Origin of the sequence: Salsipaludibacter albus, from assembly GCF_019798055.1 — a bacterium.
Lineage (GTDB): Bacteria > Actinomycetota > Nitriliruptoria > Nitriliruptorales > Nitriliruptoraceae > Salsipaludibacter > Salsipaludibacter albus.
Genome location: NZ_JAHOPH010000002.1, coordinates 122837 through 146971, shown reverse-complemented (window position 1 = coordinate 146971; position 24135 = coordinate 122837). Strand labels below are relative to the sequence as shown.

24 protein-coding genes are annotated in these 24135 nt (G+C 72.1%); 15 read left to right on the top strand and 9 right to left on the bottom strand.

The annotated features are described in order from the left end of the window. Nucleotides 1-5: 5 nt before the first annotated feature. On the bottom strand, nucleotides 6-1262 hold the full coding sequence (locus tag KR546_RS19540) for a cytochrome P450 (protein WP_238443120.1): 1257 nt from the start codon (nucleotides 1260-1262) through the stop codon (nucleotides 6-8). Nucleotides 1263-1466: 204 nt separating this feature from the next. Between KR546_RS19540 and KR546_RS02465 the strand changes: the two genes are divergently transcribed. The 4 genes from KR546_RS02465 (at nucleotide 1467) to KR546_RS02450 (ending at nucleotide 6301) form a co-directional block, all read left to right on the top strand. Then, nucleotides 1467-2654: a zinc-dependent alcohol dehydrogenase gene (locus KR546_RS02465; RefSeq protein WP_238443119.1), complete on the top strand. Its 1188-nt coding sequence runs from the start codon at nucleotides 1467-1469 to the stop codon at nucleotides 2652-2654. Further along, nucleotides 2651-3634 (top strand): SDR family NAD(P)-dependent oxidoreductase, encoded by a 984-nt coding sequence (locus KR546_RS02460; RefSeq protein ID WP_238443118.1) that lies wholly within the window; start codon nucleotides 2651-2653, stop codon nucleotides 3632-3634. Before KR546_RS02465 ends, KR546_RS02460 begins: the two co-directional genes overlap by 4 nt. A 71-nt stretch (nucleotides 3635-3705) precedes the next feature. Beyond that, nucleotides 3706-5769, top strand: coding sequence for a catalase (locus KR546_RS02455; RefSeq protein WP_238443117.1), 2064 nt, complete (start codon nucleotides 3706-3708; stop codon nucleotides 5767-5769). A gap of 28 nt (nucleotides 5770-5797) precedes the next feature. Further along, a complete protein-coding gene (locus tag KR546_RS02450) occupies nucleotides 5798-6301 on the top strand; it encodes a hypothetical protein (protein ID WP_238443116.1) in 504 nt (167 codons plus the stop codon). Between the two features lie 54 nt (nucleotides 6302-6355). Here KR546_RS02450 and KR546_RS02445 read toward each other — a convergent pair whose 3' ends face one another. Further along, nucleotides 6356-6787, bottom strand: a complete 432-nt coding sequence (locus tag KR546_RS02445; RefSeq protein ID WP_238443115.1) for a hypothetical protein — start codon at nucleotides 6785-6787, stop codon at nucleotides 6356-6358. A 242-nt stretch (nucleotides 6788-7029) separates the two neighbouring features. Further along, entirely contained in the window at nucleotides 7030-7776 is a 747-nt protein-coding gene (locus KR546_RS02440; RefSeq protein ID WP_238443114.1) for a sigma-70 family RNA polymerase sigma factor, read from the bottom strand. Nucleotides 7777-8078: 302 nt separating this feature from the next. Here KR546_RS02440 and KR546_RS02435 point away from each other — a divergent pair, with 302 nt between their 5' ends. From KR546_RS02435 to KR546_RS02425, 3 genes are all read left to right on the top strand, one after another. Continuing rightward, on the top strand, nucleotides 8079-8900 hold the full coding sequence (locus tag KR546_RS02435) for a TIGR02587 family membrane protein (protein ID WP_238443113.1): 822 nt from the start codon (nucleotides 8079-8081) through the stop codon (nucleotides 8898-8900). Beyond that, nucleotides 8897-9328 (top strand): hypothetical protein, encoded by a 432-nt coding sequence (locus tag KR546_RS02430; RefSeq protein WP_238443112.1) that lies wholly within the window; start codon nucleotides 8897-8899, stop codon nucleotides 9326-9328. Before KR546_RS02435 ends, KR546_RS02430 begins: the two co-directional genes overlap by 4 nt. Before the next feature lie 191 nt (nucleotides 9329-9519). Next, the gene (locus KR546_RS02425; protein ID WP_238443111.1) at nucleotides 9520-10503 is read left to right on the top strand and encodes a potassium channel family protein; all 984 of its coding nucleotides are present in this window, start codon (nucleotides 9520-9522) and stop codon (nucleotides 10501-10503) included. A 185-nt stretch (nucleotides 10504-10688) separates the two neighbouring features. On the opposite strand, the gene KR546_RS02420 is transcribed toward KR546_RS02425, so the two are convergent. Then, complete coding sequence (locus KR546_RS02420; protein WP_238443110.1) at nucleotides 10689-10934, bottom strand: hypothetical protein; 246 nt, start codon at nucleotides 10932-10934, stop codon at nucleotides 10689-10691. A gap of 143 nt (nucleotides 10935-11077) precedes the next feature. Here KR546_RS02420 and KR546_RS02415 point away from each other — a divergent pair, with 143 nt between their 5' ends. The 5 genes from KR546_RS02415 to KR546_RS02395 all read left to right on the top strand — a co-directional run bounded on the left by KR546_RS02415 (nucleotide 11078) and on the right by KR546_RS02395 (nucleotide 16538). Further along, nucleotides 11078-12112: a sulfotransferase family protein gene (locus KR546_RS02415; protein ID WP_338019074.1), complete on the top strand. Its 1035-nt coding sequence runs from the start codon at nucleotides 11078-11080 to the stop codon at nucleotides 12110-12112. Then, nucleotides 12109-13236: a glycosyltransferase gene (locus tag KR546_RS02410; RefSeq protein WP_238443108.1), complete on the top strand. Its 1128-nt coding sequence runs from the start codon at nucleotides 12109-12111 to the stop codon at nucleotides 13234-13236. The genes KR546_RS02415 and KR546_RS02410 overlap by 4 nt, the downstream gene beginning before the upstream one ends. Nucleotides 13237-13345: 109 nt before the next feature. Then, nucleotides 13346-14404 carry a glycosyltransferase gene (locus tag KR546_RS02405; protein WP_238443107.1) on the top strand — a complete coding sequence of 353 codons (1059 nt, stop codon included), beginning with the start codon at nucleotides 13346-13348 and terminating at the stop codon, nucleotides 14402-14404. Further along, nucleotides 14401-15495, top strand: coding sequence for a glycosyltransferase (locus tag KR546_RS02400; protein WP_238443106.1), 1095 nt, complete (start codon nucleotides 14401-14403; stop codon nucleotides 15493-15495). Before KR546_RS02405 ends, KR546_RS02400 begins: the two co-directional genes overlap by 4 nt. After that, nucleotides 15492-16538 (top strand): glycosyltransferase family protein, encoded by a 1047-nt coding sequence (locus KR546_RS02395; protein WP_238443105.1) that lies wholly within the window; start codon nucleotides 15492-15494, stop codon nucleotides 16536-16538. The genes KR546_RS02400 and KR546_RS02395 overlap by 4 nt, the downstream gene beginning before the upstream one ends. Here KR546_RS02395 and KR546_RS02390 read toward each other — a convergent pair. After that, nucleotides 16514-17404: a glycosyltransferase family 2 protein gene (locus KR546_RS02390; RefSeq protein ID WP_238443104.1), complete on the bottom strand. Its 891-nt coding sequence runs from the start codon at nucleotides 17402-17404 to the stop codon at nucleotides 16514-16516. The two genes, KR546_RS02395 and KR546_RS02390, sit on opposite strands and share 25 nt — an antisense overlap. Further along, complete coding sequence (locus KR546_RS02385; RefSeq protein WP_238443103.1) at nucleotides 17401-18465, bottom strand: NAD-dependent epimerase/dehydratase family protein; 1065 nt, start codon at nucleotides 18463-18465, stop codon at nucleotides 17401-17403. Before KR546_RS02385 ends, KR546_RS02390 begins: the two co-directional genes overlap by 4 nt. A 252-nt stretch (nucleotides 18466-18717) precedes the next feature. Between KR546_RS02385 and KR546_RS02380 the strand changes: the two genes are divergently transcribed. The 3 genes from KR546_RS02380 to KR546_RS02370 all read left to right on the top strand — a co-directional run bounded on the left by KR546_RS02380 (nucleotide 18718) and on the right by KR546_RS02370 (nucleotide 21351). Further along, nucleotides 18718-19428, top strand: a complete 711-nt coding sequence (locus KR546_RS02380; protein WP_238443102.1) for a GAF and ANTAR domain-containing protein — start codon at nucleotides 18718-18720, stop codon at nucleotides 19426-19428. A gap of 90 nt (nucleotides 19429-19518) precedes the next feature. Next, nucleotides 19519-19953 carry a DUF7144 family membrane protein gene (locus KR546_RS02375; protein WP_238443101.1) on the top strand — a complete coding sequence of 145 codons (435 nt, stop codon included), beginning with the start codon at nucleotides 19519-19521 and terminating at the stop codon, nucleotides 19951-19953. A 183-nt stretch (nucleotides 19954-20136) separates the two neighbouring features. Continuing rightward, nucleotides 20137-21351: an alpha-hydroxy acid oxidase gene (locus KR546_RS02370; protein ID WP_238443100.1), complete on the top strand. Its 1215-nt coding sequence runs from the start codon at nucleotides 20137-20139 to the stop codon at nucleotides 21349-21351. 12 nt (nucleotides 21352-21363) lie between these two features. On the opposite strand, the gene KR546_RS02365 is transcribed toward KR546_RS02370, so the two are convergent. The 3 genes from KR546_RS02365 to gad form a co-directional block, all read right to left on the bottom strand. Beyond that, nucleotides 21364-21849 (bottom strand): DUF1269 domain-containing protein, encoded by a 486-nt coding sequence (locus KR546_RS02365; RefSeq protein WP_238443099.1) that lies wholly within the window; start codon nucleotides 21847-21849, stop codon nucleotides 21364-21366. Nucleotides 21850-22002: 153 nt separating this feature from the next. Continuing rightward, nucleotides 22003-22680: a hypothetical protein gene (locus tag KR546_RS02360; RefSeq protein WP_238443098.1), complete on the bottom strand. Its 678-nt coding sequence runs from the start codon at nucleotides 22678-22680 to the stop codon at nucleotides 22003-22005. 19 nt (nucleotides 22681-22699) lie between these two features. Continuing rightward, nucleotides 22700-24073, bottom strand: a complete 1374-nt coding sequence (gene gad / locus KR546_RS02355; RefSeq protein WP_238443097.1) for a glutamate decarboxylase — start codon at nucleotides 24071-24073, stop codon at nucleotides 22700-22702. Nucleotides 24074-24135: the final 62 nt, after the last annotated feature.

Genomic DNA, 24135 nt, shown 5'->3' with positions numbered 1-24135 from the left:
TCGGGTCAGGGGGTCCGGGCGCGGACGTCGGTGAGCACGACCCCGCCCGGGGGAAGGGTCGGCAGGTGGCCGCGCGGCAGCACCGGCGCGAAGTCGGGGCGCCAGGTGAAGTCGTCGGCGAGCAGGCCGGCCGCACCCTCCAGCAGCCTGATCGTCAGCTGCTCGCCGACGCAGCGGTGACCGGCGACGTCGTCACCCCCACCCTGCGGCACGAGCTCGTTCGCCCCGACGGGACGATCGACGAAGCGGGCCGGCTCGAAGCGCGCGGGGTCGTCCCAGGCGTCCGGGTCGTGGTTGGTCCCGTACAGGTCGAGCAGGACGCGGGTGTCGTCCGGCACCGTGGTGTCCCCGAACGGGACCTCCATCCGGGTCCGGGCGGCCACGAAGGGGAAGAACGGCAGGTGGCGACGGACCTCCTGCACCACGGGGAGGCGCCAGGCGGGGTCGCCACGGAGCTGGTCGAGCACGTGCGGGTGACGTGCCAGTGCCACGGCCAGCAGGCCGACGTACCAGTTCACGGCCACCGTCGGCCGCATGAGGTTGAGCAGCTCGACGGCCGCGACGTCGGGCGGGAGGAGCCGGCCGTCGAGGTCACGGTGGAGGCTGACGGTCGTGAGCGGGTCGTCAAGACGGTCGCCATCCTGTGCCCGAGTGCGCTCGACCAAGTCGGACAGCAGCATCTCCACTCGCCGCCGCGCCACCATTGCACGGACTCGTCCGGGTCCCAGTGCCGCGGCCCCGGTGACCATGACCTGCATGTCGCGGAACCGTTGTCCGACGTCTGGCTCGGGCAGCGGCACGCCACAGAAGTCGTGCACGGCGACCGTCAGCGCCAGTCCGGCCTCCCGGTGCAGGTCGACGGGTCCCGTGGCCCGGTCCAGTCGCTGGCGCAGCGCTCCGACGACGTCGTCGCGCAGGGCGTCGAGGGCCGCTGGCGTGAGGTGTCGCCGCAGCATCTGGCGACGGTGCCGGTGCTCCGCGTCGTCGAGTCCCTGCACCCCGCCAATGCCGAACAGGACCGACCGCACCGGGCGCGGCACGGCGCCGGCACGACGGAAGCGTTCCTCGTCGTAGAAAAGCCGGGCCGCCTCCACGCCCTGCATGCACACCACCGGGATCCCGCCGAGCCGGGTGGCGAAGACGCGCGACCCCGTCGCACGACAGCCGCGCGTCACGAACTCGTAGCCCTCGGCCAGGAGTCTCGGCAGGGCGTCGATGCCACCGTGTCGTGGCGGGGTCGATCGCTGGATGGCAGCAGTCACCGTGGATCCTCTCGTGGGCAGCACGTGGACTCGTCCCCGACCGATGCGGGGCGACGGCCTGGTGCTTCCCCCCGTGCCGCCGGGACAAACGCGGCCGCGTTTCGCAGAGCGGGCGAACGGGAAGCCCGTGGACGGGTGGACGGTCGCTGGCCGCAGTCCGACCGTCCACCCGACCTGTGAACGACCCGACCACGAGGAGCACCCATGAAGGCCCTGACCTGGCACGGCACCCGTGACGTCCGCGTCGAGGATGTGCCCGATCCGACGATCCAGGAACCGACCGACGCGATCGTCCGGATCACCTCCACCGCCATCTGTGGGTCCGACCTCCACCTGTACGAGGTGCTGGGGCCCTTCCTGGAGGAGGGCGACGTCCTCGGCCACGAGCCCATGGGCATCGTGGAGGAGGTCGGCGACCGGGCGGCGGAGCACGTCCAGCCCGGTGACCGGGTCGTCATCCCATTCAACATCTCGTGCGGTGAGTGCTGGATGTGCGAGCGGGGCCTGTACGCCCAGTGCGAGACCACCCAGACCCACGCCGAGGACAAGGGCGCACGCCTGTTCGGGTACACGAAGCTGTACGGGTCGGTGCCCGGCGGACAGGCCGAGTACCTGCGGGTCCCGATGGCGCACTTCGGGCCGGTCAAGGTGCCCGAGCAGCACGACGACGACCGCTGGCTGTACCTGTCCGACATCCTGCCGACCGCCTGGCAGGCGTTCCAGTTCGCCGACGTGCCCAAGGGCGGCTCGGTGGCCGTGTTCGGCCTGGGCCCCGTGGGCCAGTTCTGCACCCGCATCGCCCGCCACCACGGCATCGAGAACGTGATCGGGATCGACCTCGTGCCCGAGCGCCTCGAGATGGCCCGCCGGCACGGCATCGACGTGCTCGACACCACCGAGCACGACGACATCGCGTCGGTGGTGCGGGACCGCACGGGCGGGCGCGGCCCGGACGGGGTGATCGACGCCGTCGGCATGGAGGCGCACGGGTCGCCGTTCGCCCAGGCGGCCCAGAAGGCCACCGGGCTGCTGCCCGACTCGGCCGCCGAGGCCGCCACCGAGCAGGTCGGCGTCGACCGGCTGGCCGCGCTGACCGACGCGATCCACACGGTCCGACGTGGTGGGACCCTGTCGATCATCGGGGTGTACGGCGGTGCCGCCGATCCCCTGCCCATGATGGAGCTGTTCGACAAGGGGGTGCAGATGCGCATGGGCCAGGCCCACGTCAAGCGCTGGGTCCCCGACATCCTCGAGGTGCTGCGGGACGACGAGGACCACCTCGGCACCGCCGACATGGCCTCGCACCACCTGCCGCTGGACGAGGCGCCCCGCGGCTACGAGATCTTCCAGGACAAGGACGAGGGAGCCACGAAGGTCGTGCTGCACCCGTGAGCGGCCTCGACCTGGACGGCGCGACCGCGGTCGTGACCGGTGCGAGCAGCGGACTGGGCCGCGCGACGGCCCTTGCCCTGGCCGACCACGGAACCGCCGTCGTGGTGGCGGCGCGCGACGCCGAGGCACTCGACGAGGTGGTCGCCGACTGCCGCCGTCGGGGGGTCGCCGCACTCGCGGTCCCCACCGACGTCACGTCCGAACCGGACGTCGAGGCGCTCGGCGCCCGCGCCCAGGACGAGTTCGGCGGCTACGACCTGTGGGTCAACGCCGCGGCGGTGATGGCCTACGGCGCCGTCGAGGACGTGCCGACGGAGACGTGGCGTCGCGTCGTCGAAACGAACCTGTTCGGCTACCTGCACGGTTGCCGGGTCGCCCTGGCGCACTTCCGCGAGCGTGGTCACGGCGTCGTGGTCAACGTCGGCTCGGTCTACGGCCGCATCACCTCGCCCTTCGTCAGCCCGTACGTCAGCAGCAAGTTCGCCATCGTGGGGCTCACGCGGAGCCTGCGCCAGGAGATCAGGCACCTGGCCGACGTGCACGTGTGCCAGGTGCTCCCCGAGGCCGTGGACACGCCCATCTACCGGCACGCCGCCAACCACACCGGCCGCGAGGTGACCGCCCTGCCCGCGACGATGGCACCCGAACGCGTCGTGCGAACGATCCTGCGCCAGGCACGACGCCCGCGCCGGGAACGGGTCGTGGGGCTGTTGGGCAGGGTGCTCATGGTGGGCGAGCGACTCGCGCCGGCCCTGTACGAGTGGGCCGCGCCGATCGCCATGGAACGGCTCGCGCTGCGATCCGAGGATGCGCCCGAAAGCACCGGCAACGTGTTCGCACCGATGCCGGAGCACAACCGGGTCGACGGCGGGTTCCGCGCCCAGCGTCGGACCCTCCGACGGGTGGCCGCGGCGGGGCTGGCCACCGTCGCGGTGACCCCGGTCGCTGCATGGTGGTGGCGACGGCGGCGCCGGGTTTGACCGGACGCGCCAGTGGGAACGCCGGGTCGGCCGGTCGCCCCGGCGACCCCACCACGAACGTCGGAGCCACGATGACCCAGGAGCAACCAGACCACGCCGGCACCGGCGGTGAGCCCCACCAGGTCGCGGGCGACGGCCGACCCGTGCTGACGACCCAGCAGGGCACGCCCGTCGCGGACGACCAGAACTCGCTGACGGTGGGGGCGCGGGGTCCGACCGCGATCGAGGACCAGCACTTCCGCGAGAAGATCTTCCACTTCGACCACGAGCGCATCCCGGAGCGGGTCGTGCACGCCCGCGGGTTCGGCGCGCACGGGCACTTCGAGACCTACGAGTCCCTGTCGGACCTGACCCGCGCCGACCTGTTCCAGCGCCCCGGGGAGCGCACCGAGGTCTTCGTCCGGTTCTCGACGGTCGCGGGCAACAAGGGCTCGATGGACCTGGCGCGCGACGTGCGCGGGTTCGCCACGAAGTTCTACACCAAGGAGGGAAACTGGGACCTCGTGGGCAACAACATCCCGGTGTTCTTCATCCAGGACGCCATCAAGTTCCCGGACGTGATCCACGCGGTCAAGCCCGAACCGGATCGCGGCTTCCCCCAGGCACAGTCGGCCCATGACAACTTCTGGGACTTCGTGTCGCTGACCCCCGAGACGGTCCACATGCTGTTGTGGATCATGTCCGATCGGGCGATCCCTCGGTCGTTCCGCTTCATGGAGGGCTTCGGGGTCCACACGTTCCGGCTGGTCGACCACGACGGCGCCTCCAGCTTCGTGAAGTTCCACTGGAAGCCGCTGGCCGGCCTGCAGTCGGTGCTGTGGGAAGAAGCACTCAAGATCAACGGTGCCGACCCGGACTTCCACCGCCGGGACCTGTGGGACGCCATCCGGGAGGGCGACCCGCCGTCGTGGGAGCTCGGGCTGCAGGTCTTCGACGAGGACTTCGCAGAGCAGTTCCCGTTCGACGTCCTCGACGCCACCAAACTGGTCCCCGAGGAGGACGTCCCGGTGCGGCGCGTCGGTCGGCTCGTCCTGGACCGGGTGGTCGACAACTTCTTCGCCGAGACCGAGCAGGTGGCCTTCCACACCGGCAACGTCGTCGATGGCATCGACTTCACCGACGACCCGTTGCTGCAGGGACGCAACTTCTCCTACCTCGACACCCAGCTGAAGCGGCTCGGGGGACCGAACTTCACCCACATCCCCGTCAACGCCCCCAAGTGCCCGGTGCACCTGTTCCAGCAGGACGGCCACATGGCGATGCGCAACCCGACGGGTCGGGCCAACTACGAACCCAACTCCTGGGAGGGCGAGGAAGCGGGGCCGCGCGAGGACCCCGAGCGTGGCTTCACCTCCTATCCCGAGCACGTCGAGGGCCCGAAGGTGCGCCAGCGTTCGGAGACCTTCGCGGACCACTACAGCCAGGCGAGGCAGTTCTGGATCAGCCAGACCGCGGTGGAGCAGGACCACATCGTGGGGGCGTTCACGTTCGAACTCGGCAAGTGTGACGAGGCCCGCATCCGCGAGCGGATGGTCTCGCACCTTCGCCACGTCCACGAGGACCTCGCGACGGGCGTCGCCGACGGGCTCGGCATGTCTGCGCTCCCGGACCCGGCGGACGCCGCACGCGCCCCGCGTGACGACCTCGCCGCGTCCCCGGCGTTGAGCATCCTGGCGAACGGGCCTGACTCGTTCGCGGGTCGGCGCCTGGGGATCCTGGTCACCGACGGGGTCGACCACGACCTCCTGCACGCTCTCCGGAGCGCGTTCACCGACGAGGGCGCGACGGTCATGGTCGTCGCGCCGTCGGTGCAGGGGGTGACCGACAGCGACGGCGACGAGGTCGACGTGGACGAGGCCGTGCAGGGCGGGCCCTCGGTGTTGTTCGACGCGGTCGCGCTGCTGCCCTCGGGTGACGGCGCGGCCGCCCTGGCCGACCAGCCCCCCGCGCGCCAGTTCGTCGCGGACGCCGTCGCCCACCACAAGTACGTCGGGGTCGGGCCGGACGCCACCGCGCTCCTGGGCGCCGCAGGCGTGGCCGTGGAAGACCATGACGCGCTGATGCCGCTCGGCCCCGGCGACGTCGAGGACTTCCTGGCCGCCACCCGCAACCTGCGTGCGTGGCCGTCCGACTGAACCTCGAGCCACACGAACGGGAGAACCGATGGCAGGGACACGGATCATCGACGGCATTACCGCAGGGCTGCTCGGGGGCCTGGCGATGGACATGCTGTGGTATGCCCGCCACCGCGCCGATGGCGGGACGTCGAGCTTCCGGGAGTTCGAGTTCGGCGGCGACCCCGACGACGTCGACGAGGCGGGCCCACCGGCGCAGCTGGCGGCGATGGTGGCCGAGTCAGTCGGGACCCAGGTGCCGGACGAGCGGGCGGATCTCGCGAGCAACGCGGTGCACTGGGCGACGGCGGTCGGGTACGGCCTGCTCGGCGCAGCAGCGCCCGGCCCCCGCTCGGTCCCGGGACGCGGCACCGTGATCGGACTGGGCTCGTTCGCCGCCAGCTACGCGGTCCTGGGGGCGCTCGGACTCTACGACCCGATCTGGGAGTACGACCGCGAGACCCTGGCGCAGGACGCCACCGCCCACCTGGTCTACGGGCTGGCCGCGGCGGGCGCCCTCGCGCTCCTCGACGGCCGCCGCGGCGGCGCCTGACGCGGCCACCCGACCCCGGCCCGTCCGGCCGCTCCGCGGACCGGCGGTCGGACGTCAGTCGGGACCGGTGACGGGCGACGATCCGGGGGCACCAGGCGGGCCCGTGCCCGCCGCCAGGGTCGACAACCGGAAGACCAGTTCGTCGCCTTCCGTCTCCAGCACGTGAGCCCGAGTCAAGGTGTCCAGGAGGATGGATGACAACGCGGACAGGGACGGCGCGGATCCGGGCCGGGCCACCGCCACTCGGCCCTCGACGACCACGGTCGTGGCGTCCACCCACACGCGCAGGCGCAGGCGCGCGAGCGGCGCGGCGACGACTGCCAGCACGTGGGCGAACTCCTCGACCGTGAGGCGGACGTCGTCATGGACGTGCGGATCGCTCGTGTTGGTGACGGCCACGGCCGCCGCACGTCCGGCCAGGGCGGCCCGTTCGGGCTCGGCAGGCAGGTCGAGCGTGAGGTCGGCGGGACGCGCGGGAAGCGGCACGGCTGGCTCGGGAGGGCGAGGCACGGGGCGGTCGGTCGACGGTTGGTGCGAGTCGCCGCCAGCGTTCCCGCGGCGCCGATCCTCAAACGGGTCACGTGGAGTCGGGCCTGCTGAGCTGCTCCCCGACGCCCGGGCGGGGTCGGACCGTTCCGTCCTCATCGCTGCTCCCAGGCTGGCGGAGCACAGGGTAGGCACTGCGCGGTCGGACGACGTCAGGCATCCCGACGAGGAGCGGGACCCGGTCAGGCGGCGGACTCACGCAGGTCCCGGATGCCGGCCCGCAAGAGCCGTGAGACATGCATCTGGCTGATGCCGACCCGGTCGGCGATCTCCTGCTGGGTCAGGCCGGCGTAGTAGCGGAGCACGAAGATCCGGCGCTCGCGCTCGGGCAGTTGGCCGAGGAGTCGCTCGACCTCTGCGCGATCGCAGGCAGTCTCGGCGGACGCGACCGAGCCGTCCGGCACGTCCGGTCGCCGTCGGGCCTCGAGCGACGACGGCTGGTAGCAGCTGCCGAGGTCCATGGCCTCGATCACGTCACGAACAGGCTCGTCGATGTCCTCCGCGATCTCGGACGGTGGTGGCGTGCACGCCTGCTCCTGCTCGAGCCTGCGGCGCGACCGCTCGACCTCGCGGCGCAGTTGCTGGAGGCGGCGCGGCACCCGGATGGTCCAGCCGCGATCCCGGAAGTGGCGCTTGACCTCGCCGAGGATGGTGGGCACCGCGAACGAGGAGAACGCCGTGCCGTGGTCGGGATCGAAGCGGTCGATCGCCTTGATGAGCCCCACCACGGCGACCTGGCGCAGGTCCTCGGGATCCATCCCGCGGGACGCGTAGCGGTGCGCCATGGCGTGGGCGAGGCCCAGGTGCCGCATCACGAGTTCGTCCCGGATCGCCGGGTCGCGGGTCTCCTGCCACGTCCGGAACGCATCCAGGTCGTCCAGGGACGAGGACTCGAGCCGCGTTGCGCCAACGGTGGCGCGATCGGACACCGGACGAGCCGGGTGAGGGGTGCGGGTACCGGGGCGGGGGGTCGACACCACGATGTTCCTTCCAGACGAGCGCGGGGGCCGCGCGACCGGATCTGCCACCGGCCCGCGGGGAGGCGTTCCCGGGGTCTGGGAGGAACCCCACCAACATGGCGCAGGGGCGTGCAACCTGTCAAGGGACCGAACGGTCGGGTCCTCCCCTCGCGACGCCCGCGATCTCGGGGCGGGGACTCGGGGCGACCGGCAGGGATGCAGCAGGCAGTTGCCGGTTAGCCTTGCCCACCCGAGCATCCGCAGGAGGGCCGGTGGGGTCGGACCAGGCGCAGGCGCACGAACTGGGGCGTGGCGCGGCCCGCGCCGGCGCGGGTGCGTTGCTGCTGGGGCTCCCCCTGGTGATGACCATGGAGATGTGGGAACTCGGTGTCGTGTTGCCGCCCCTGCGGCTGGCGGGCCTGGTCCTGCTGTCGCTGCCGGTCCTCGTGGTGCTGGTGCGCTACCTGGGGTTCCGGGACGGGAAGGGACTCGGACTGGCCGACCACGTCGCGGACGCGCTGGTCGCGTTCGGGATCGGCGTCGCGACGTCCCTCGCGGCGATGCTGGTGGTGGGCGTGCTGGACGGTGGCCGTACGGTCCGCGAGCTCGCTGGCCTGGTCGCGATCCAGTCGGTTCCGGCCAGCATGGGTGCCGCGATCGCACGCAGCCACTTCGTGGCGGGAACCGGTGGCGACCAGCGTCAGCTGGGTGGCTACCGCTACGAACTGCTCCTGATGGCGGTCGGCTGTGCGCTCCTGGCCTTCAGCGTGGCGCCCACGGCCGAGGTCGTGCTGTTGGCCGGACGGGTGGGGGCCCTGCAGGGAGCACTGGTCGCCGTCGCCTCCATGGCCGGCCTCCACGCGATCGTCTACTCCCTGGGCTTCCGTGGACAGCATCGTTCCGACGCACCGTTCTGGTCGGTCTTCCTCGGGTACACGGTCGTCGGATACGTGATCACCCTGGCGGTCTGCCTCGCGCTGCTGTGGACCTTCGGCCAGACCGACGGGGCCGGCGTCCGGCTGGTCCTGGTGGAGGCCGTGGTCCTCGCGGTCCCGGGATCGTTCGGTGCCGGCGCCGCCCGGCTCGTCCTGTGAGCGACGACCTCGACGGCGACGACCAGTCGGGCCGTGACCCCGTGTCCTTCGGCTCCTCGACGCCGCCGGCCGAGTGGGCCATGGCCGGGGTCGGCGCCCTCCTGGCGATCGTGCTCGTCACCGTGCTGGTGGTCGTCGGGCTGACCACCCGCCGGGAGCCCCCGGGCTTCGAGCTCCGGGTCACCGAGGTCAGCGTCGTGGACGCCGACACGTCCCTGGTCCGCGTGGACGTGTCGAACGTGGGGGGTGCACCCGCCGAGGCCGTGCTGGTCGAGGGCCACCGGACGGACGACCCGGGCCCGCCGTCGCGGGCCGAGGTCGACCACCTGTCCGCCGGATCGATGGCCTCCGTCGGGTTGTTCTTCACGGGCCCACGTCCCGAGCCGGACGACCTCGACCTGCGGGTGGTCGGGTTCCGCCACCCCTGAGCCCGTCCGGCGCCCCCCTGCGTCCAAGCGCCCGTGCTACGGCAGGTACTCGTCGGCCACGACCATCCCCACCCACGTACACGGTGGTGTTTGTCGCATCGCCGATCGGGGCAGGACGTCGGTGTGACCCCACGGGGGGTGGGTGAACTCCTCGCTCCTCCCCGCGATGGCCGAGGTGAGGATCGCAGGTCGTGAACGTCGCCCTCCTCCTGACGGGACTGGCGCTGCTGGTGGTGACCGTGCTGGACGTCGGCGCGACGGCGCTGGCATTCGACGTCGGCCGGAGTTCGGCGTCGAACCGGTTGGTGGGACTGGGCTGGAAGACAGCACGACGCGTCCTGCGAGGTCGTCACGCTGCCCTGGCACTGGTCGGTCCGATCCTCCTCGCGCTGCTGGCACTGTGGTGGATCATGATGGTGTGGGCCGGGTGGTCCCTGGTGTTCCTCGCCGGGGGCGACGCGCTGGTCTCCAGCGAGACCGGCGCACGGGCCTCGGGTTGGGACGCGGTGTACTTCGCGGGCTACACGATCACCACGCTCGGTGTCGGCCACCTCGAGACCGTCGGCGACGGATGGAAGATCGCGGAGGTGCTCGCCTCGATGAGCGGGTTCGTCCTGGCCAGCCTCGGGATCTCCTTCGTGATCTCGGTGGTGAACGCGGTCGTCGACAAGCGCAGCCTCGCCGCCGACCTGCACGCCCTCGGGGCGACCCCGATCGACGTCGCGCGCAACGCCGACGGGCTTCCGCCGGCCGTGGCGCGGACCGTGCTCGAGGAGGCCAGTTCACGCGTCCACCACCTCGCACAACAGCACCTGGCCTATCCGGTCCTGCACTACTTCCACAGCAGCGACCGCCGGACGGCACTGGCCCCCAGCCTCGCCGTGGTGGACGAGGGGATCGAGCTCCTCCGCAGCCAGACGACCGACTGGCCCGACCCATGGACCTGGGCCAGGTGGGACCACGCCAGGACCGTGTTCCTGGGCACGCTCCAGGGAACCTTCGTCGTGCCTGCCGAGGAACCACCCCGCATGCCCGGCCCCGCCACGGACACCCATGGCGACGACCACGCCGGGGGCGATCCCACCACCACGCACGGACGTCGCCGTGCACTGCTCGTCGCCTTCACGAGCCAGCACGGCTGGGACTGGGAGTCGGACGTGCTCGGCGACGACTGAGCACCGTCCGTGGTCGGTCAGCCGATGGCCTGCTCGACTTGCATCGGCACGGACAGCTCCTGGCCCAGTTGTCCCGGCGGGGCCTGGTTTGGCCCAGGTCATCGCAGTGTCCGTTGCCGGCGACGACAACGGCCCGGGTCCCCGAGACTCGGGGACCCGGACCGCATGGCTCGGCCGGAGCAGGCTCAGCTGCCCGACCCGAGTCGCTGGCGCAGCAGGTCCTTGCCCTGCTCGGCGCCCTTGCGGCTGTCGGCGCGGGCCCGGCGGAACAGGTCCGCGAGCTCCTCGTCGCCGTTGTCCTCGGCGTCCGCGACGTACTGCTCCAGGCGCAACGCGTTGTCGAGGCAGGCCTGGGTGAACCACAGCAGGTCGTAGTGGGCGTCCTTGGTCCCGGTGGACTGGCCGTGCTCGGTGGTGTCGGTGGCCGACATCATGACTCCTTCGGCATCGGGGAGGGGCAGAGTCGGTCTGCCGTCCGGGGCGGACCGGCGACGCCGGTCCCACCGTCAGCTCGGGTCTTCCCGCAGCCGGGCGGGCGCAAACCCCGACGGGAACCCGGAACCCCGTCCGACCGGTGGGGGTTCGGCCCGACGGGCGGTCGGGGTTTGGCACCACGGGCGGCCGGGTAGTCCCCGCTCCCGCCACGACGAACCGGACCGTGGTGGTGACCTGCAGCGGGCGAGGAACGACATTGGCGACAGACCAACCACGGTCAGGGGCACAGACCGTCCACGGGGACGGCCGGTCGTCCGACCATCGGGCCGGGGACGCCACCGACGGGCCGTCCCGGCTCCACCATGCCGGGGTCGTCCTGGTGGTCGGGGCCATGCGGACGGGCACCACCCTCGTCGCGAGGCTGCTGGACTCCCACTCCGAGGTCGACTACCTCGGGTTCGAACTGGCCGAGGACTGGTCGGCGTGGACCGGCCTTCCCTGGGGAGCGCCGGGCGCCGACGACGTCGCCTGTCCGCCACTCCACGCCATGGCGGCCTCCCCCTCGATGGCGCGTCGGACACGGGCCGGGCTGACGCGCATGCGGCGGGACCGCGACGTCCCACGTCGGAACCTGGTCGTCGTCAAGAGTCCCCACTTCTGGCACCGACTCCCCTTCATGCTCGCGCTGCTGCCCGGCGCCCGGGTGGTCCGGACCCGCCGCGGGATGCTGCCCACCGTTGCGAGCCTGGGTCGCCTGTGGGATCGGGCACTGCGCGACCACGGCCGCCTCCACCACCTGCCGGAGGCGCCCGACGCGTGCTGGGACTTCGTCCCGGCCGATCGCGCCGACGAGTTCGACCCCGCCCGGACGTTCCCGGGTGGCGACGTGCGGGTGCTGGCGGAGTTCCACGGTCGGGTCGAGGACCACCTGGACGAGTTCGAGCGCGCTCGTCCCGGCACCGTGGTGGCCACGGTCGAGCACGAGCGGCTGGTCCGTGCGCCGGGCGAGACCACCTCGATGCTCCAGCGGTCGCTGGGACTGCCCGTCCGGCGACTCCGGCCGCCGGAGCCGCTGGATCCCGCCCGCTGCGAGGAGTGGCGATGGCTGCTGGACGACGACGACCTGCGGACCCTCGGCGTGGACCCGGACCCGTCCGGGGCGGTGGCACCGTGACCGCCCGCCCCATGCACACCCAGCGAGGGTCCGCCGCGGTGAGGGTGGACGACGCCCCGACCGGCCAGGCCCACGCCGGCACTCGGCCGCCGCTGCGCGTGGCGTGTGTGCCGGCGACACATCGCTACGTCCGGGCGCTACGCCACCCCGGCGTGGTCCAGGTGACCGACCCCAGCGGCGACGACCACCGCACACCGCTGTTCCTCGACCCGGCATGGCTCCGGGAGCACACCGGTTCCTTCGACGTCCTCCACGTCCACTTCGGGTTCGAGTACTACGCGGTCGAACAGCTCGAGGCGGTCTGCGACGTCCTCGACACCGCGGCGATCCCGCTGGTCTACACCTGCCACGACCTGCGCAACCCCAACCACCCCACCCCCGAGCTCCACGATGCCGGGCTGGAGACCCTGCTGCGGCGAGCGGCCGCCGTCATCACCCTGACCCCGTGGGCGGCCGAGCAGATCTTGGACCTGCACGCCCGGTCGGCCACGGTCCTGCCCCACCCGCACGTCGTGCCACTGGAAGTGATGGCGCGACGGACTCGGGTCGTGCACCGCGACGCCGTCGTCGGGCTCCACCTCAAGAGCCTGCGGGCCAACATGCGACCGCACGAGGCCCTGGACGGACTCCTCGCAGCGGTGGGCGACGGCATCCGCGGCCGGGTGGACGTCCACTGTGACGTGCTCGACCCGGCCAGCCAGAACCACGACGCCGCGCTCGTCGAGCGGTTGCTGGCGCTGGTGTCGCGAGCCGACAGTCGGATCGAGCTCCACGTCCACCACTACTTCGGCGAGGACGAGTTGTGGGCCTACCTCGCCCAGGTCGACGTGTTCGTGCTCCCGTACGCCTTCGGGACCCACTCGGGCCTGCTCGAAGCGTGTCGAGACCTCGGCACCGCCGTGGTCGCCCCCGACGTGGGCGGCTACCGCGACCAGGGCGCCCACCAGCTGTTCCCGGCCAGCGAGGACGCAGGGCTGGACGTCGGGGGACTCGCGGCGGCGATCCGTCGTGCGGTGGTCGCCGGACGGCCCGCTCCCGTGCCGGTCGAGGTGCGGCGGGAACAGCGGCGCTGGGTGGCCGACGCCCACCACCGGCTGTACCGGGCGGCCCTCGGCCACCACTGACCCATCGGGGCCCCCGCGCACGGACGGTTTGGCGCGCCGTGAGGGGGGTATCACCATGCTGCACGGCGCCGTCTCCGGCCCCGTGGTCGCTTCATCGCGAGGAACCAGCATGCACATCGGCATCATCGCCTCTGCGCGCCATCCCATCCGGGAGCCCTTCGCCGGTGGGCTCGAGATGCACACCCACGCCATGGCGACCGGCCTGCGCGGTCGGGGCCACGAGGTCACCGTGTTCGCGGCAGCGGAGTCGGACCCGGCACTCGGGGTCGAGGCCCTGTGCCCCCGGGCCAGCCAGCTGGACCTGAGCGAGGCCGCCAGCATCGACCCCTCCATGCTGACGGACCGGTTCATGGCGGAGCACCACGCCTACCTGCACCTGATGCTGCGTCTCCCCGAGCGCGACTTCGACCTGGTCCAGAACAGTTCCCTGCACTACCTGCCGGTGGCCATGGCCAACGGGCTGGCGGCACCGCTCGTGACCACGCTGCACACGCCCCCGACCCCCTGGATCGAGAGCGCCGTCGACGCCGCGACGGACGTGTCCAACGTGACGTTCGTCTCGGTGTCGGAGCACAATGCCCGCGCCTGGACGCAGGTCCCCGTCCACCGGATCATCCGCAACGGCGTCGACCCGACGGCATGGCCGTTCCGCCCCGACGGCGACCCCGACTGCGCGTCGTGGACCGGGCGGATCGTCCCCGAGAAGGGCCCCCACCTGGCGATCGACGCGGCCCACGCGGCCGGGCTGCGCATCCACTTGGCCGGGCCCCCGGACCCGACCTACCTGCACGACCACGTCCTCCCACGGCTGCGACCCGGTGACGCCTACCTGGGCCACCTGCCCCAGGCCGACCTCGCGGAGGTCGTCGGGGCCGCGGGCGTGCACCTGGCCACGCCGTGCTGGGACGAGCCGTTCGGACTGGTCGTCCCCGAGGCGCTGGCCTGCGGCACGCCGGTGGCCGCCTTCGACCGGGGGGCGACCGGCGAGATCCTGACACGGCGGTGTGGGCGGCTCGCCCCGCCCGGAGACGTGGCGGCGCTCGCCGGTGCCGCCCTCCAGGCCCGTGAGCTGGCCCGGGTCGACTGCCGGCGTCGCGTCGAGGAGCACTTCAGCCTCGACGCGATGGTGGATGGCTACGAGCGCCTGTACGAAGGCATGCTCTCGTGACCCGACGCCTGGCCTTCTACGTCCACCACCACGGGCACGGGCACTCGGCCCGGACCCGCGCCGTGCTCGACGCGCTGGAGGCGGACGTGACCGTGCTCACCAGTGCCGCCTCCGCCCACGACACGTTCGCGCGCCACGCCGACCTGGTGTTCCTGCCGCGGGACGACGGCCCATCGGAGCTGGACGCGCAACCGCCCCTGCCCGACCACGTGCACTACGCCCCGGCGGGCGTGCCGGGACTGCGTCGCAGGATGGCCCGGATCGCGCAGGTCCTCGCGGACACCGCGCCGGCACTGCTGGTGGTGGACGTGTCCTCGGAGGTCGCCCAGCTCGCCCGGCTCATGGGTGTCCCGACCGTGGTCGTGCGCCAACACGGTGCCCGTTGGGACGCCGGCCACCGCGCGGCCTACGACGGTGCAGTCGCCCTGCTGGCGCCGTTCGGGCCGGAGTTGGAGGAGCCCGACGTCCCCGAGCGTGTCCGGCGCCGGACCTGGTACGCCGGCGGACTGGGTCGCACCTTGCCCGGGACGTCGGACCCGGACGACCGATCGCGCCGGTCCCGCACCACGCGTGCGACGGCGCGTCATCGCCTGGGCTGGGACGCGGCGACCACCGGGGTGGCATTGCTGCTCGGGCGAGGCGGGGGCCAGCCACACGCCGACGACGTCGAGGCCGCGGCCCGCGCCACGCCCGACCACCGGTGGCTCGTGGTGGGCGACCTCCCCGGCGCCGCGCCCCTGTTGTCGACCACGGGTTGGGTCGACGACCCCCTCCCCTGGCTGGACGCGGCCGACGTCGTCGTGGGGTCCGCAGGTCACAACACGATCATGGAGGCGTCGCTGGTGGCCCGGTCGTTCGTGTGCATCCCCCAGCGGCGCCCCTTCGACGAACAGTTTCGGAAGGCGGCCCGACTGCGTGACCTGGACGTGGCCGAGGTGCTCGACGGCTGGCCGGAACCGGCGGCCTGGCCGGGGATCGTGCAGCGGGCACGACGGCGCCCGACGACGCGGCTCGCCGCGGTGGCCGACCCGGCGGCCGCGACCCGCACGGCGCGGTGGCTCGAGGACCTCGCGGACCGGTACACGCCATGAGCCGACCCCGGGTCCTGTCGTATCCCCCGCGCCACGACTACGTCGACCAGCTCCACGGCGAGGTCGCCATGCTCGTCCACCGTGACGAGCCGTGGCCACGCCTGCCGCACTTCCACGACCCCGGATGGCTGGACCGCCACGCCGACGACTGGGACCTGGCCCACTTCCACTTCGGCTGGGAGCAGTACCCGGCCGGGACCTTCGAACGGGTGCTCGAGGCTCACCTCGCCCACGGCACGCCGGTGGTCTGGACCGCACACGACCTGCGCAACCCCCACACCCGCGACGAGGCACACGACGCCGCCCACCTCGACCTGCTGGCCCAGCACGCCACGCGGGTCGTCACCCTGACCCCGGGGGCGGCGACCCGGATCGCGGAGCGGTGGGGACGGGTCGCGGTGGTCGTGCCGCACCCACCGATCCTCCCGGTGGGCCGGATCGCGAGATGGCGACGTCGCCGCGAGCGGTCCTCCAACGGCGATCGACCGCTGCGGTTGTTCCTGCTCGCGAAGTCGTTGCGCTCCAACCTGGACTGGCGCACCCCGCTGGAGGTCGTGGGCACCTGGAACCCGCACGAGCCGCCCGTCCGGCTGGACATGCACCTGCACGCCGAGGCCCCGGACCGGGTGGCGGTCGAGCGCGCCGCGAACCGGGACCACGTCCACCTGACCGTCGGTCCCCGCCTGGACCATCGGGCCCTGTGCCGGCGGATCGCGGCGGCCGACGTGCTGGTGCTGCCCTACGCGTGGGGAACGCACTCGGGCCTGCTGGAACTGGCGACCGACCTGGGGGTGGCGGTGGTGGCGACCGACGTCGGCCACTACGGCGACCAGGCGCCCTGCCGGCTCGTGCCAGTGCGGGACGGCCGCGTCGACCCGGAACGTCTCCGTGCAGTGCTGTGCGCGATCGCCCTCGACGGGCCCGCACCCGCCGTGCCCATCGCCGAGCGGATCGCCGCTCGGGAGGGCTTCCTCGCGGCCCACGCCGCGGTCTACGCCGCCGCGGTGCACGATGCTCGTCAGCGAGGCACGGCGGTGTCCTGACGTGCGCTCGCCAGGTCGCCCTCGTCGGGCGCACGCACGACCTGCAGTCGTCCCCGTTGCGGATCCCAGTCGACCAGGCCACGCGCGGCGAACGCCCGCAGCCAGCCCTCCATGGGCCAGCGCCCCCAACGATCGTGGAAGCGGTGGGCGTTGACCACGATCGACGCGAGGTGCTGGACCGGCGGGTCGAAGGTTGGGTGGTACTGGTGGTGCGCACGAGCGCCGCCCAACCAGGCGAACGGCACGCCGGCGCGGTGGGCCCGCAGGGCGAAGTCGGTGTCCTCGGCCCCGTACCCGACGTAGCCGACGTCGAACCCGTCGAGGTGATCCAGGAGGGTCGAGCGTCGCACCCCGAAGGACAACGACCAGAACAGGTGCCAGTCGTCCGTGGTCCGCAGCACGTCCGCCGCCGGGGGCCGGGGCCGGGAGGGGTGGGCGCGCCCCGGGTCGTCCCGGAGGCCGGCGACGTCGACGTCACCCGGGGGGAGGTAGCGGACCTCGCCCATCACGATCCCGTCGAACCGACCCAGCGCCCGTGCGTAGGCGCCGACCAGTCCCGGCGACGGGATGCAGTCCACGTCCAGCATGACCAGGGCCTCGGTGTCCGCGGCCCGGGCGGCGACGTTGCGGGCCCGGGCAAGCGGGAGTTCGTGTCGGCTGGTCGGGACCCGGACGAACCGGGTCTCCCACGGCGTCGCCGGCACGTGTGGACGGGGATCCTCGCCACCCATCACCGCCACGACGTGGGCGGCGGGGGCACGGTGGGACGCGCGGAGCCCGTGGACCTGGTTGACCAGGTGCGACGTGCGGTCGCGCGTGAGGGTGCAGACCGTGACCCCCTCGTCGATCGTCGCGTCCGCGGTCATGCGCGTCCCGGCGAGTGAGCCGTCTCCGGCTGGGTCGGCCACGGTTCGGGCGTCATGAGCCGTCCACCGCCGCCCGGACGCAGGGGCGGCGTGGCCATCCCGGCGCGGTCCGCGAACCCCGCGACCAGGTCGTCGAGCGCCCCGGTCGCCGAACGGGCGGGATGCCACCCCAACTCGACGCGTGCCCTGGCGCAGTCCATCACCGGCACCGCCTGGGCGAGGTCGACCCAGCCGGGCGACGTCGGCTGCAGGTGCAGTCGGAAGGTGGCTGCCGCGGCCGCCCGGAGCACGCCGGGCGGGACGGTGACGGTCGTGGCGTGCAGGGACCTGGCCAGCTCGGCTCCACGGAGCACCGGGTCGGCGGCGACGTTGAACGCACCCCGGGCGGTTCCGAGGGCGGCACGGACGTAGGCGTCCGCGGCGTCGGACGCATGCACCGCCTGGAAGGCCAGCTCGGGGTTCGCCGGCACGATCGGGACCATCCTCGCCACCAGCGGGGACGGCAGGAGCGGGCCGAGGAAGTACCGCGCGATCTCGGAGGCCGCCCCCTCCTGGAACACCAGGCCCGTGCGGATCCGGACCACGCGCAGGGCGGGATGGCCTTGCTCGAACCGGTCGAGCCAGCCCTCGACCTGGGCCTTCTGCTGCGAGTAGAGCGAACCCGGCACGCCGGTGGCCGGCCAGTCCTCGGCGACGGGGTCGTCCTTCGGACCGGGCGCGTACGCCCCGACCGACGACGCGTGGACGAACGCCTCGACCCCGACCCGGGCGGCGGACTCGGCCACCCGCCTGGTGCCGGAGACGTTGGCGGCGTGCAGGGCCGGGACGTCGCGTACCGGTTGGATCAGCCACGCCAGGTGGACCACGGCGTCGGCCCCGGCGAGGAGCGGATCGAGTGGGTCCGAGGCGACGTCGGCCTGCCGCCACTCGACGGCGCCCGGTTGCCAGTCGGGGCACCGTCGCGCCACCCCGACGACGTCGACGTCGCCACGCGCGACCAGCGCCGCCACGACCGCACTGCCCACGTTGCCCGTTGCGCCCGTCACCACGACCCGCATCATTGATCCTCGTCAGGTGGACTCCCTTCCTTCCCCACATGCCCAGTGCCCAAACCCTGCCGAACCCCCAGAATCCGGGAGATCCGTCCGTCCCGCCCCACCCCGCAGGTGTAGGGTGGGGACGAGGCGCAGGACCGACCCGCAAGAAGCCGAACGGCCCCGCCTCGACAGCCAACTTGGCTGTCCACGTCGATGACCGGACCCCCGGGCGTTGAGGTGGCCCGACACGGGCTCACACCACCCGAGGCTCCAACCATGATCGACCAGCAGGCACTGCGACGTGCGTTCGAGGACTACGCCTCGGCGTTGCTCACCCGATACCAGATCGGTGACGTGCTCTACCGTTTGACCGACCAGGTCGTGGACGTCCTGGGGGTCGACGGCGCCGGCGTGTCGATCGCCCAGGACGGCGAGGACCTGTCGTTCGTCGCGGCCACCGACGCCGACGTCGCGGTCATCGAGGCCCAGCAGGAGTCCGGGGGCGAGGGTCCCTGCCACGAGGCGTACCACACGGGCGAGGCCGTGACCGTGCACGATCTGGCCGACGAGAGTCGATGGCCGGAGTACCGCGAGACCGCCATGGACCAGGGCTGCCGGGCCGTGGCCGGCCTGCCGATGCCCACCCACGTCCGCCGGATCGGCGCCCTCAACCTCTACCAGCACGATCCGCATGACTGGACCGACGACGAGATCTCCACCGGGCAACTGCTGGCGAACATGGCCTCGGGCTACATCCTCAACCACGACGCCCTGGCCCAGTCCAGCACCCTGGTCGACCAGCTCCAGGGCGCCCTCGACAGTCGGGTCATCATCGAGCAGGCCAAGGGGATCGTCGCCGCGCGTCGGGGGGTGACCACGGCAGCGGCCTTCCAGCTGCTCCGGGACCGGGCGCGTTCGACCAACGTCCGGCTCCACGACCTGTGCCAGGAGGTCGTCGACACCGCCGACCGTGGGCCGACCGCCTGACGCATCCCGGGGGACTTCATCCGGTCGGGGTGACGCCACGTCGCCCGCCAATGGGCATGATCCCGTCGTCGACGAGTGTGAGGACGCGACATGGGCGACATTCCCGTGCAGGGTGACCACGACGGGGTCATCGACGACGGCTGGAGCGAGTGGGCGGTCGGATGGGCGGGGTTCGCCGGTGTCCTGTTGGTGATCCAGGGCACGTGGTGGATCCTGTCCGGGCTGGTGGCCCTGTTCAGCGACGAGGCCGTCGTGGCGACCCAGGAGTACCTGTTCCAGTTCGACCCGACGACGTGGGGATGGATCCACCTCGTCCTGGGCACGGTGATCGGCGCCGCCGGCCTCGGGGTGTTCGTCGGCCTCGTCTGGGCACGCACCGTCGGGGTGGTCATGGCGTCCCTCGCCGCCCTGGTCGCCTTCACCTGGATGCCGTTGTCTCCCCTGTGGGCGACGGTGTTCCTGGCCGCGTCGGTGGCGGTGATCTGGGCACTGACGGCCCACGGCCGGGACATCGCGCAGGTCTGAGCCGCCGCCCGTCACAGGCCGCCGACGCCCTCCCGCACGCCAGCGCGGGACGTCGGACCACGGGCGGCGACGTCAGGTCCACGCCTAGGGTCGGCGACCAATCCCCCCGGTGACGAGACGACCATGGCGGACGATTCGCCCACCCTCGTGGGGGCCCACGACGGGCGATCGACAGGGGTCACGATGCAACGCCGGCTGCCACGGTGGTCCGAAGTGCGCCCATTGGCGGGCATGCGACCGCCCGCGCTGACGACCGAGGCGAAGGTGGCTGCAGCCGCCTCGATCCGCGACCTCCGGTTGCTCGCCCGGCGCCGGACGCCACGGCCGGTGTTCGACTACGTGGACGGGGCGGCCGAGACCGAGACCAGCCTGCGACGCGCACGCAGGGCGTTCCGTGACGTGGAGTTCCAGCCCGCCGTGCTCAGGGACGTCGCCGACGTCTCGCTCGAGCGGCAGGTGCTGGGCGTGCCGACGTCGATGCCGGTCATCCTCGCCCCGACCGGGTTCACCCGGATGATGCACACCGCCGGGGAGACCGCCGTCGCCCGCGCCGCCGCGGCCCACGACGTCGTCTACACCCTGTCGACGATGGGGACGACGACACCCGAGGGGGTCGCCCGGGCGGCGCCCGACCTGCGACGATGGTTCCAGCTGTACGTGTGGCAGGACCGCGACGCGACCGAGGCACTGGTGGAGCGCGCGCGGACAGCCGGGTACGAGGCGCTCATGCTCACGGTCGACACGGCCGTCGGTGGCGCCCGTCTGCGGGACGTTCGCAACGGACTGACCATCCCGCCCCGGCTGACCCCGACGAGCCTGCTGAACATGGCCCTGCACCCACGCTGGTGGGGCGACCTGCTGACGACGGAGCCACTGGAGTTCGCGACCCTGTCCAGCTTCGACGGCACCGTCGCCGAGCTGATCGACGCGATGTTCGACCCCACCGTGACCTTCGACGCGATCAGCTGGCTGCGCGAGCGGTGGGACGGGCCGCTCGTCATCAAGGGCATCCAGACACCCGACGACGCACGCGAGGTCGTCGAGCGGGGCGCCGATGCCCTGGTGCTGTCCAACCACGGTGGTCGCCAGCTCGATCGGGCGCCGACACCCATGCTGCAGGTCACCGACGTCACGGCGGCCGTCGGCGACCGGGCGGAAATCTACCTCGACGGTGGCGTGCTCGACGGCGCGGACGTCGTCGCCGCGATCGCGGCCGGCGCCCGAGCCGTCCTGGTCGGACGGGCCTACCTCTACGGGCTCATGGCGGGCGGCGAGGCCGGGATCCGCCGGGTGCTCGAGCTGCTGCGCACGGACATGACCCGGACGCTGCAGCTGATGGGCGTCACCGACGTCGACGACCTCACCCCGGCACACGTGCGCCTGCCCGGGCCACCGTGACCACCAGGCGGGTCACTCCGCGAAGGCCTCCCGCAGTGCCTGCTCGTCCTCCACGCTGAGGTTGGTGCTCAGCAGCTCGGCGTGCGACAGGTCGACCTGCTCGTGGATCTTGTCGACCACGGCACCGCTCGACAGCAGGAACAGGGCCGACGTCCCGGGCGTGACCTTGTCGCGGACGCCGTCGATGAAGTCGTCGTCGATGCCGAAGTCGGTCAGCGACCCGCTCAGTGCACCCATCGCCGCCCCGAAGGCCATGCCGAACAACGGGACGAAGAAGATCAGGCCGAAGAGCAGGCCCCAGAAGGCGCCGCCGGCGGCCCCGGCGCCCGTGGTGGACACGCCCTGCTTCGTCTTGGGCTTCTTGGCACCCTCGGGCCAGGTCACCACCGCAGCGTCGTGCACCGAGATCAGCTCCTGCTTCTGCAGTGCGAGGACCTGGTCACGCGCCTGCTCCGCCTCGTCGGCGTCGTCGAACTTCCACACGGTCAAGGCTGCCATCGGCATGCTCCTGTACTCGATCGTTCCTCGGGCCCGCCACGGGAACTCGCAGCAGGTGACGACAGGGTTCCGCCGCGGGCCACCACCGTCATCACCCGGTCCGCATGAGTCGTCGTGCAGGACCATCGAGGTGACCCGCGTCGACTGCCGCGGTCAGGTCCGTGCGGCCCGGTCATCGTCGGGCAGCAGCAGCCAGGCCCCCACCAGGAAGCACAGCGCCCCGGCGACGGTCGCACTGTTCACGAGGGCCAGGTTGAGCGCCTGCCCCGTGGTCGGCAGCGTCAGCGCCGCCACCGCGGACACCATGAAGAACACCGACCCGAGCGCGTTGAGCGCCGCCATCCACCAGTCCGGGTCATCGGGACGTCGGCACCATCGTGGACCGCAGACCGCCGTCCAGGCCAGCGCGCTCGCCACGAGGAAGGCGACGGATCCGTACACGTCGGGGGCCCACACCAGCCGGTTCACCTCTGCCACGTCCAGGTTGTCTCGCAGCGCGTCCCCGGTGCTGAGGTTGAACAGCAAGGTGCCGAGGAGCTGGACGACGCCCGCCCACACGGCCAGGCCTGTCGCGCCTCCTGAACCGCCACCACCGGACTCGGGGCCGACCCGACGTCGATCGGCGACCGCCTCGGCGAACTGACCAGCAGCGGCCATGGTGAACGCGATCGACCCCACGAAGAAGGTCAGCCCCACGGTCGAGGCCGACACCAGCATTCCGTAGACGGGGAAGGACCCGATCGCGAACAACAGCGATCCCACCATGAACAGCACGGCGACCCGCCAGGTGCCGCGGCCGGGATCCCACCCGAGACGTCGACGCCATCTCACGCCGGCACCCCCCAGGCCGTCACGTGTGGCTGAAGGGGGCCGGCTCCGGTGGGTGCGACGGTGGGTCGGCCTGCAGGTGGGCCACCGCATCGTCGAGGTCCTCGAGCAGCCCGTTGGCCAGGTCCATGCTCAACCCTTCCCGGACCACGATGCGCAGCACCGCCACCTCCTCGGCATCGGGGGGCATCGTGTACGCAGGGACCTGCCACCCCCCGGCACGGAGCCGTTCCGACACGTGGAACACCGTGAAGGGCTGGTCGTCGGCCATCCGGAACGACAGGACCGGAATGGCACTGCCGTCGCTGATCACCTCGAACGCCGGCATGGCCGCGATGTGGCTCGACAGGTGCATGGCCACGTCGCGCAGCGCCTCCATGATGCGGGTGTAGCCCTCGCGACCCAGTCGGACGAAGTTGTAGTACTGGCCGACCACCTGGTTGCCCGGACGGGAGAAGTTCAGCGTGAACGTCGGCATGTCCCCGCCCAGGTAGTTGACGTGGAACACGAGGTCCTCGGGCAGGTCGTCGGCCGAGCGCCAGATCGCGAAGCCGATGCCGGGATAGGTCAGGCCGTACTTGTGGCCCGACACGTTGATCGACTTGACCTGCGGCAGGCGGAAGTCCCAGGCGAGGTCGGGATGGATGAACGGCGCCACGAAGCCGCCACTTGCGGCATCGACGTGGATCGGCACGTCCAGGTCGTGCTCGTCGTTGAAGGCCACGACCCGGTCGTGGATCTCCTCGATGGGCTCGAACTCGCCGGTGAACGTCGTGCCCAGGATCGGGATGACCCCGATCGTGTCGGCATCCACCCGCGCCATGACCTCGTCGGGGTCCACGACGAACCGGTCGGTGGTCACCGGCACGTACCGGGGCTCGACGTCCCAGTAGCGGCAGAACTTCTCCCACACGACCTGCACGTTGGAGCCCATCACCATGTTCGGCCGATCCGTGGGCGCTCCGGCGGCCTCGCGGGCCTTGCGCCAGCGCCACTTCATCGCCAGGCCGGCCAGCATGACGGCCTCGGACGAACCGATGGTCGACACCCCGATCGCATCCCCGTCGGCTGGCGCATGGAACAGGTTCGCGACGATGTTGACACAGCGACGCTCGATCTCGGCGGTCTGCGGGTACTCGTCCTTGTCGATCATGTTCTTGTCGAACGTCTCGGCCATGAGGCGGTCGGCCTCGGGCTCCATCCACGTCGTCACGAACGTGGCCATGTTCAGCCGGGAGCTGCCGTCCAGGAGCAGCTCGTCGTGGATCAGGCGATACACCGCCGTCGGCGAGTTCTCCCCGTCAGGCAGCTCGTGACGTGGGATGGGTGCCTGGTTGAGTCGACCGGCATAGGCCGGGGCGAGGTCGTCGTCGTCGGAGGTGTGGGCGTGGATCATGGCACGGTCCCTGCTCGGCATGGGGCACCCTCACGGACGAGCGGCGCCGCCGCGACCCTAGG

Coding starts and splice junctions, on each gene's coding strand:
- KR546_RS02420 (WP_238443110.1), bottom strand. CDS start 10,934: ATGTCGGCCACCGACACCACCGAGCACGGCCAGTCCACCGGGACCAAG.
- gad (WP_238443097.1), bottom strand. CDS start 24,073: ATGATCCACGCCCACACCTCCGACGACGACGACCTCGCCCCGGCCTAT.
- KR546_RS02375 (WP_238443101.1), top strand. CDS start 19,519: ATGGGCGACATTCCCGTGCAGGGTGACCACGACGGGGTCATCGACGAC.
- KR546_RS02465 (WP_238443119.1), top strand. CDS start 1,467: ATGAAGGCCCTGACCTGGCACGGCACCCGTGACGTCCGCGTCGAGGAT.
- KR546_RS02385 (WP_238443103.1), bottom strand. CDS start 18,465: ATGATGCGGGTCGTGGTGACGGGCGCAACGGGCAACGTGGGCAGTGCG.
- KR546_RS02455 (WP_238443117.1), top strand. CDS start 3,706: ATGACCCAGGAGCAACCAGACCACGCCGGCACCGGCGGTGAGCCCCAC.
- KR546_RS02370 (WP_238443100.1), top strand. CDS start 20,137: ATGCAACGCCGGCTGCCACGGTGGTCCGAAGTGCGCCCATTGGCGGGC.
- KR546_RS02380 (WP_238443102.1), top strand. CDS start 18,718: ATGATCGACCAGCAGGCACTGCGACGTGCGTTCGAGGACTACGCCTCG.
- KR546_RS02450 (WP_238443116.1), top strand. CDS start 5,798: ATGGCAGGGACACGGATCATCGACGGCATTACCGCAGGGCTGCTCGGG.
- KR546_RS02365 (WP_238443099.1), bottom strand. CDS start 21,849: ATGGCAGCCTTGACCGTGTGGAAGTTCGACGACGCCGACGAGGCGGAG.
- KR546_RS02405 (WP_238443107.1), top strand. CDS start 13,346: ATGCACATCGGCATCATCGCCTCTGCGCGCCATCCCATCCGGGAGCCC.
- KR546_RS02395 (WP_238443105.1), top strand. CDS start 15,492: ATGAGCCGACCCCGGGTCCTGTCGTATCCCCCGCGCCACGACTACGTC.
- KR546_RS02390 (WP_238443104.1), bottom strand. CDS start 17,404: ATGACCGCGGACGCGACGATCGACGAGGGGGTCACGGTCTGCACCCTC.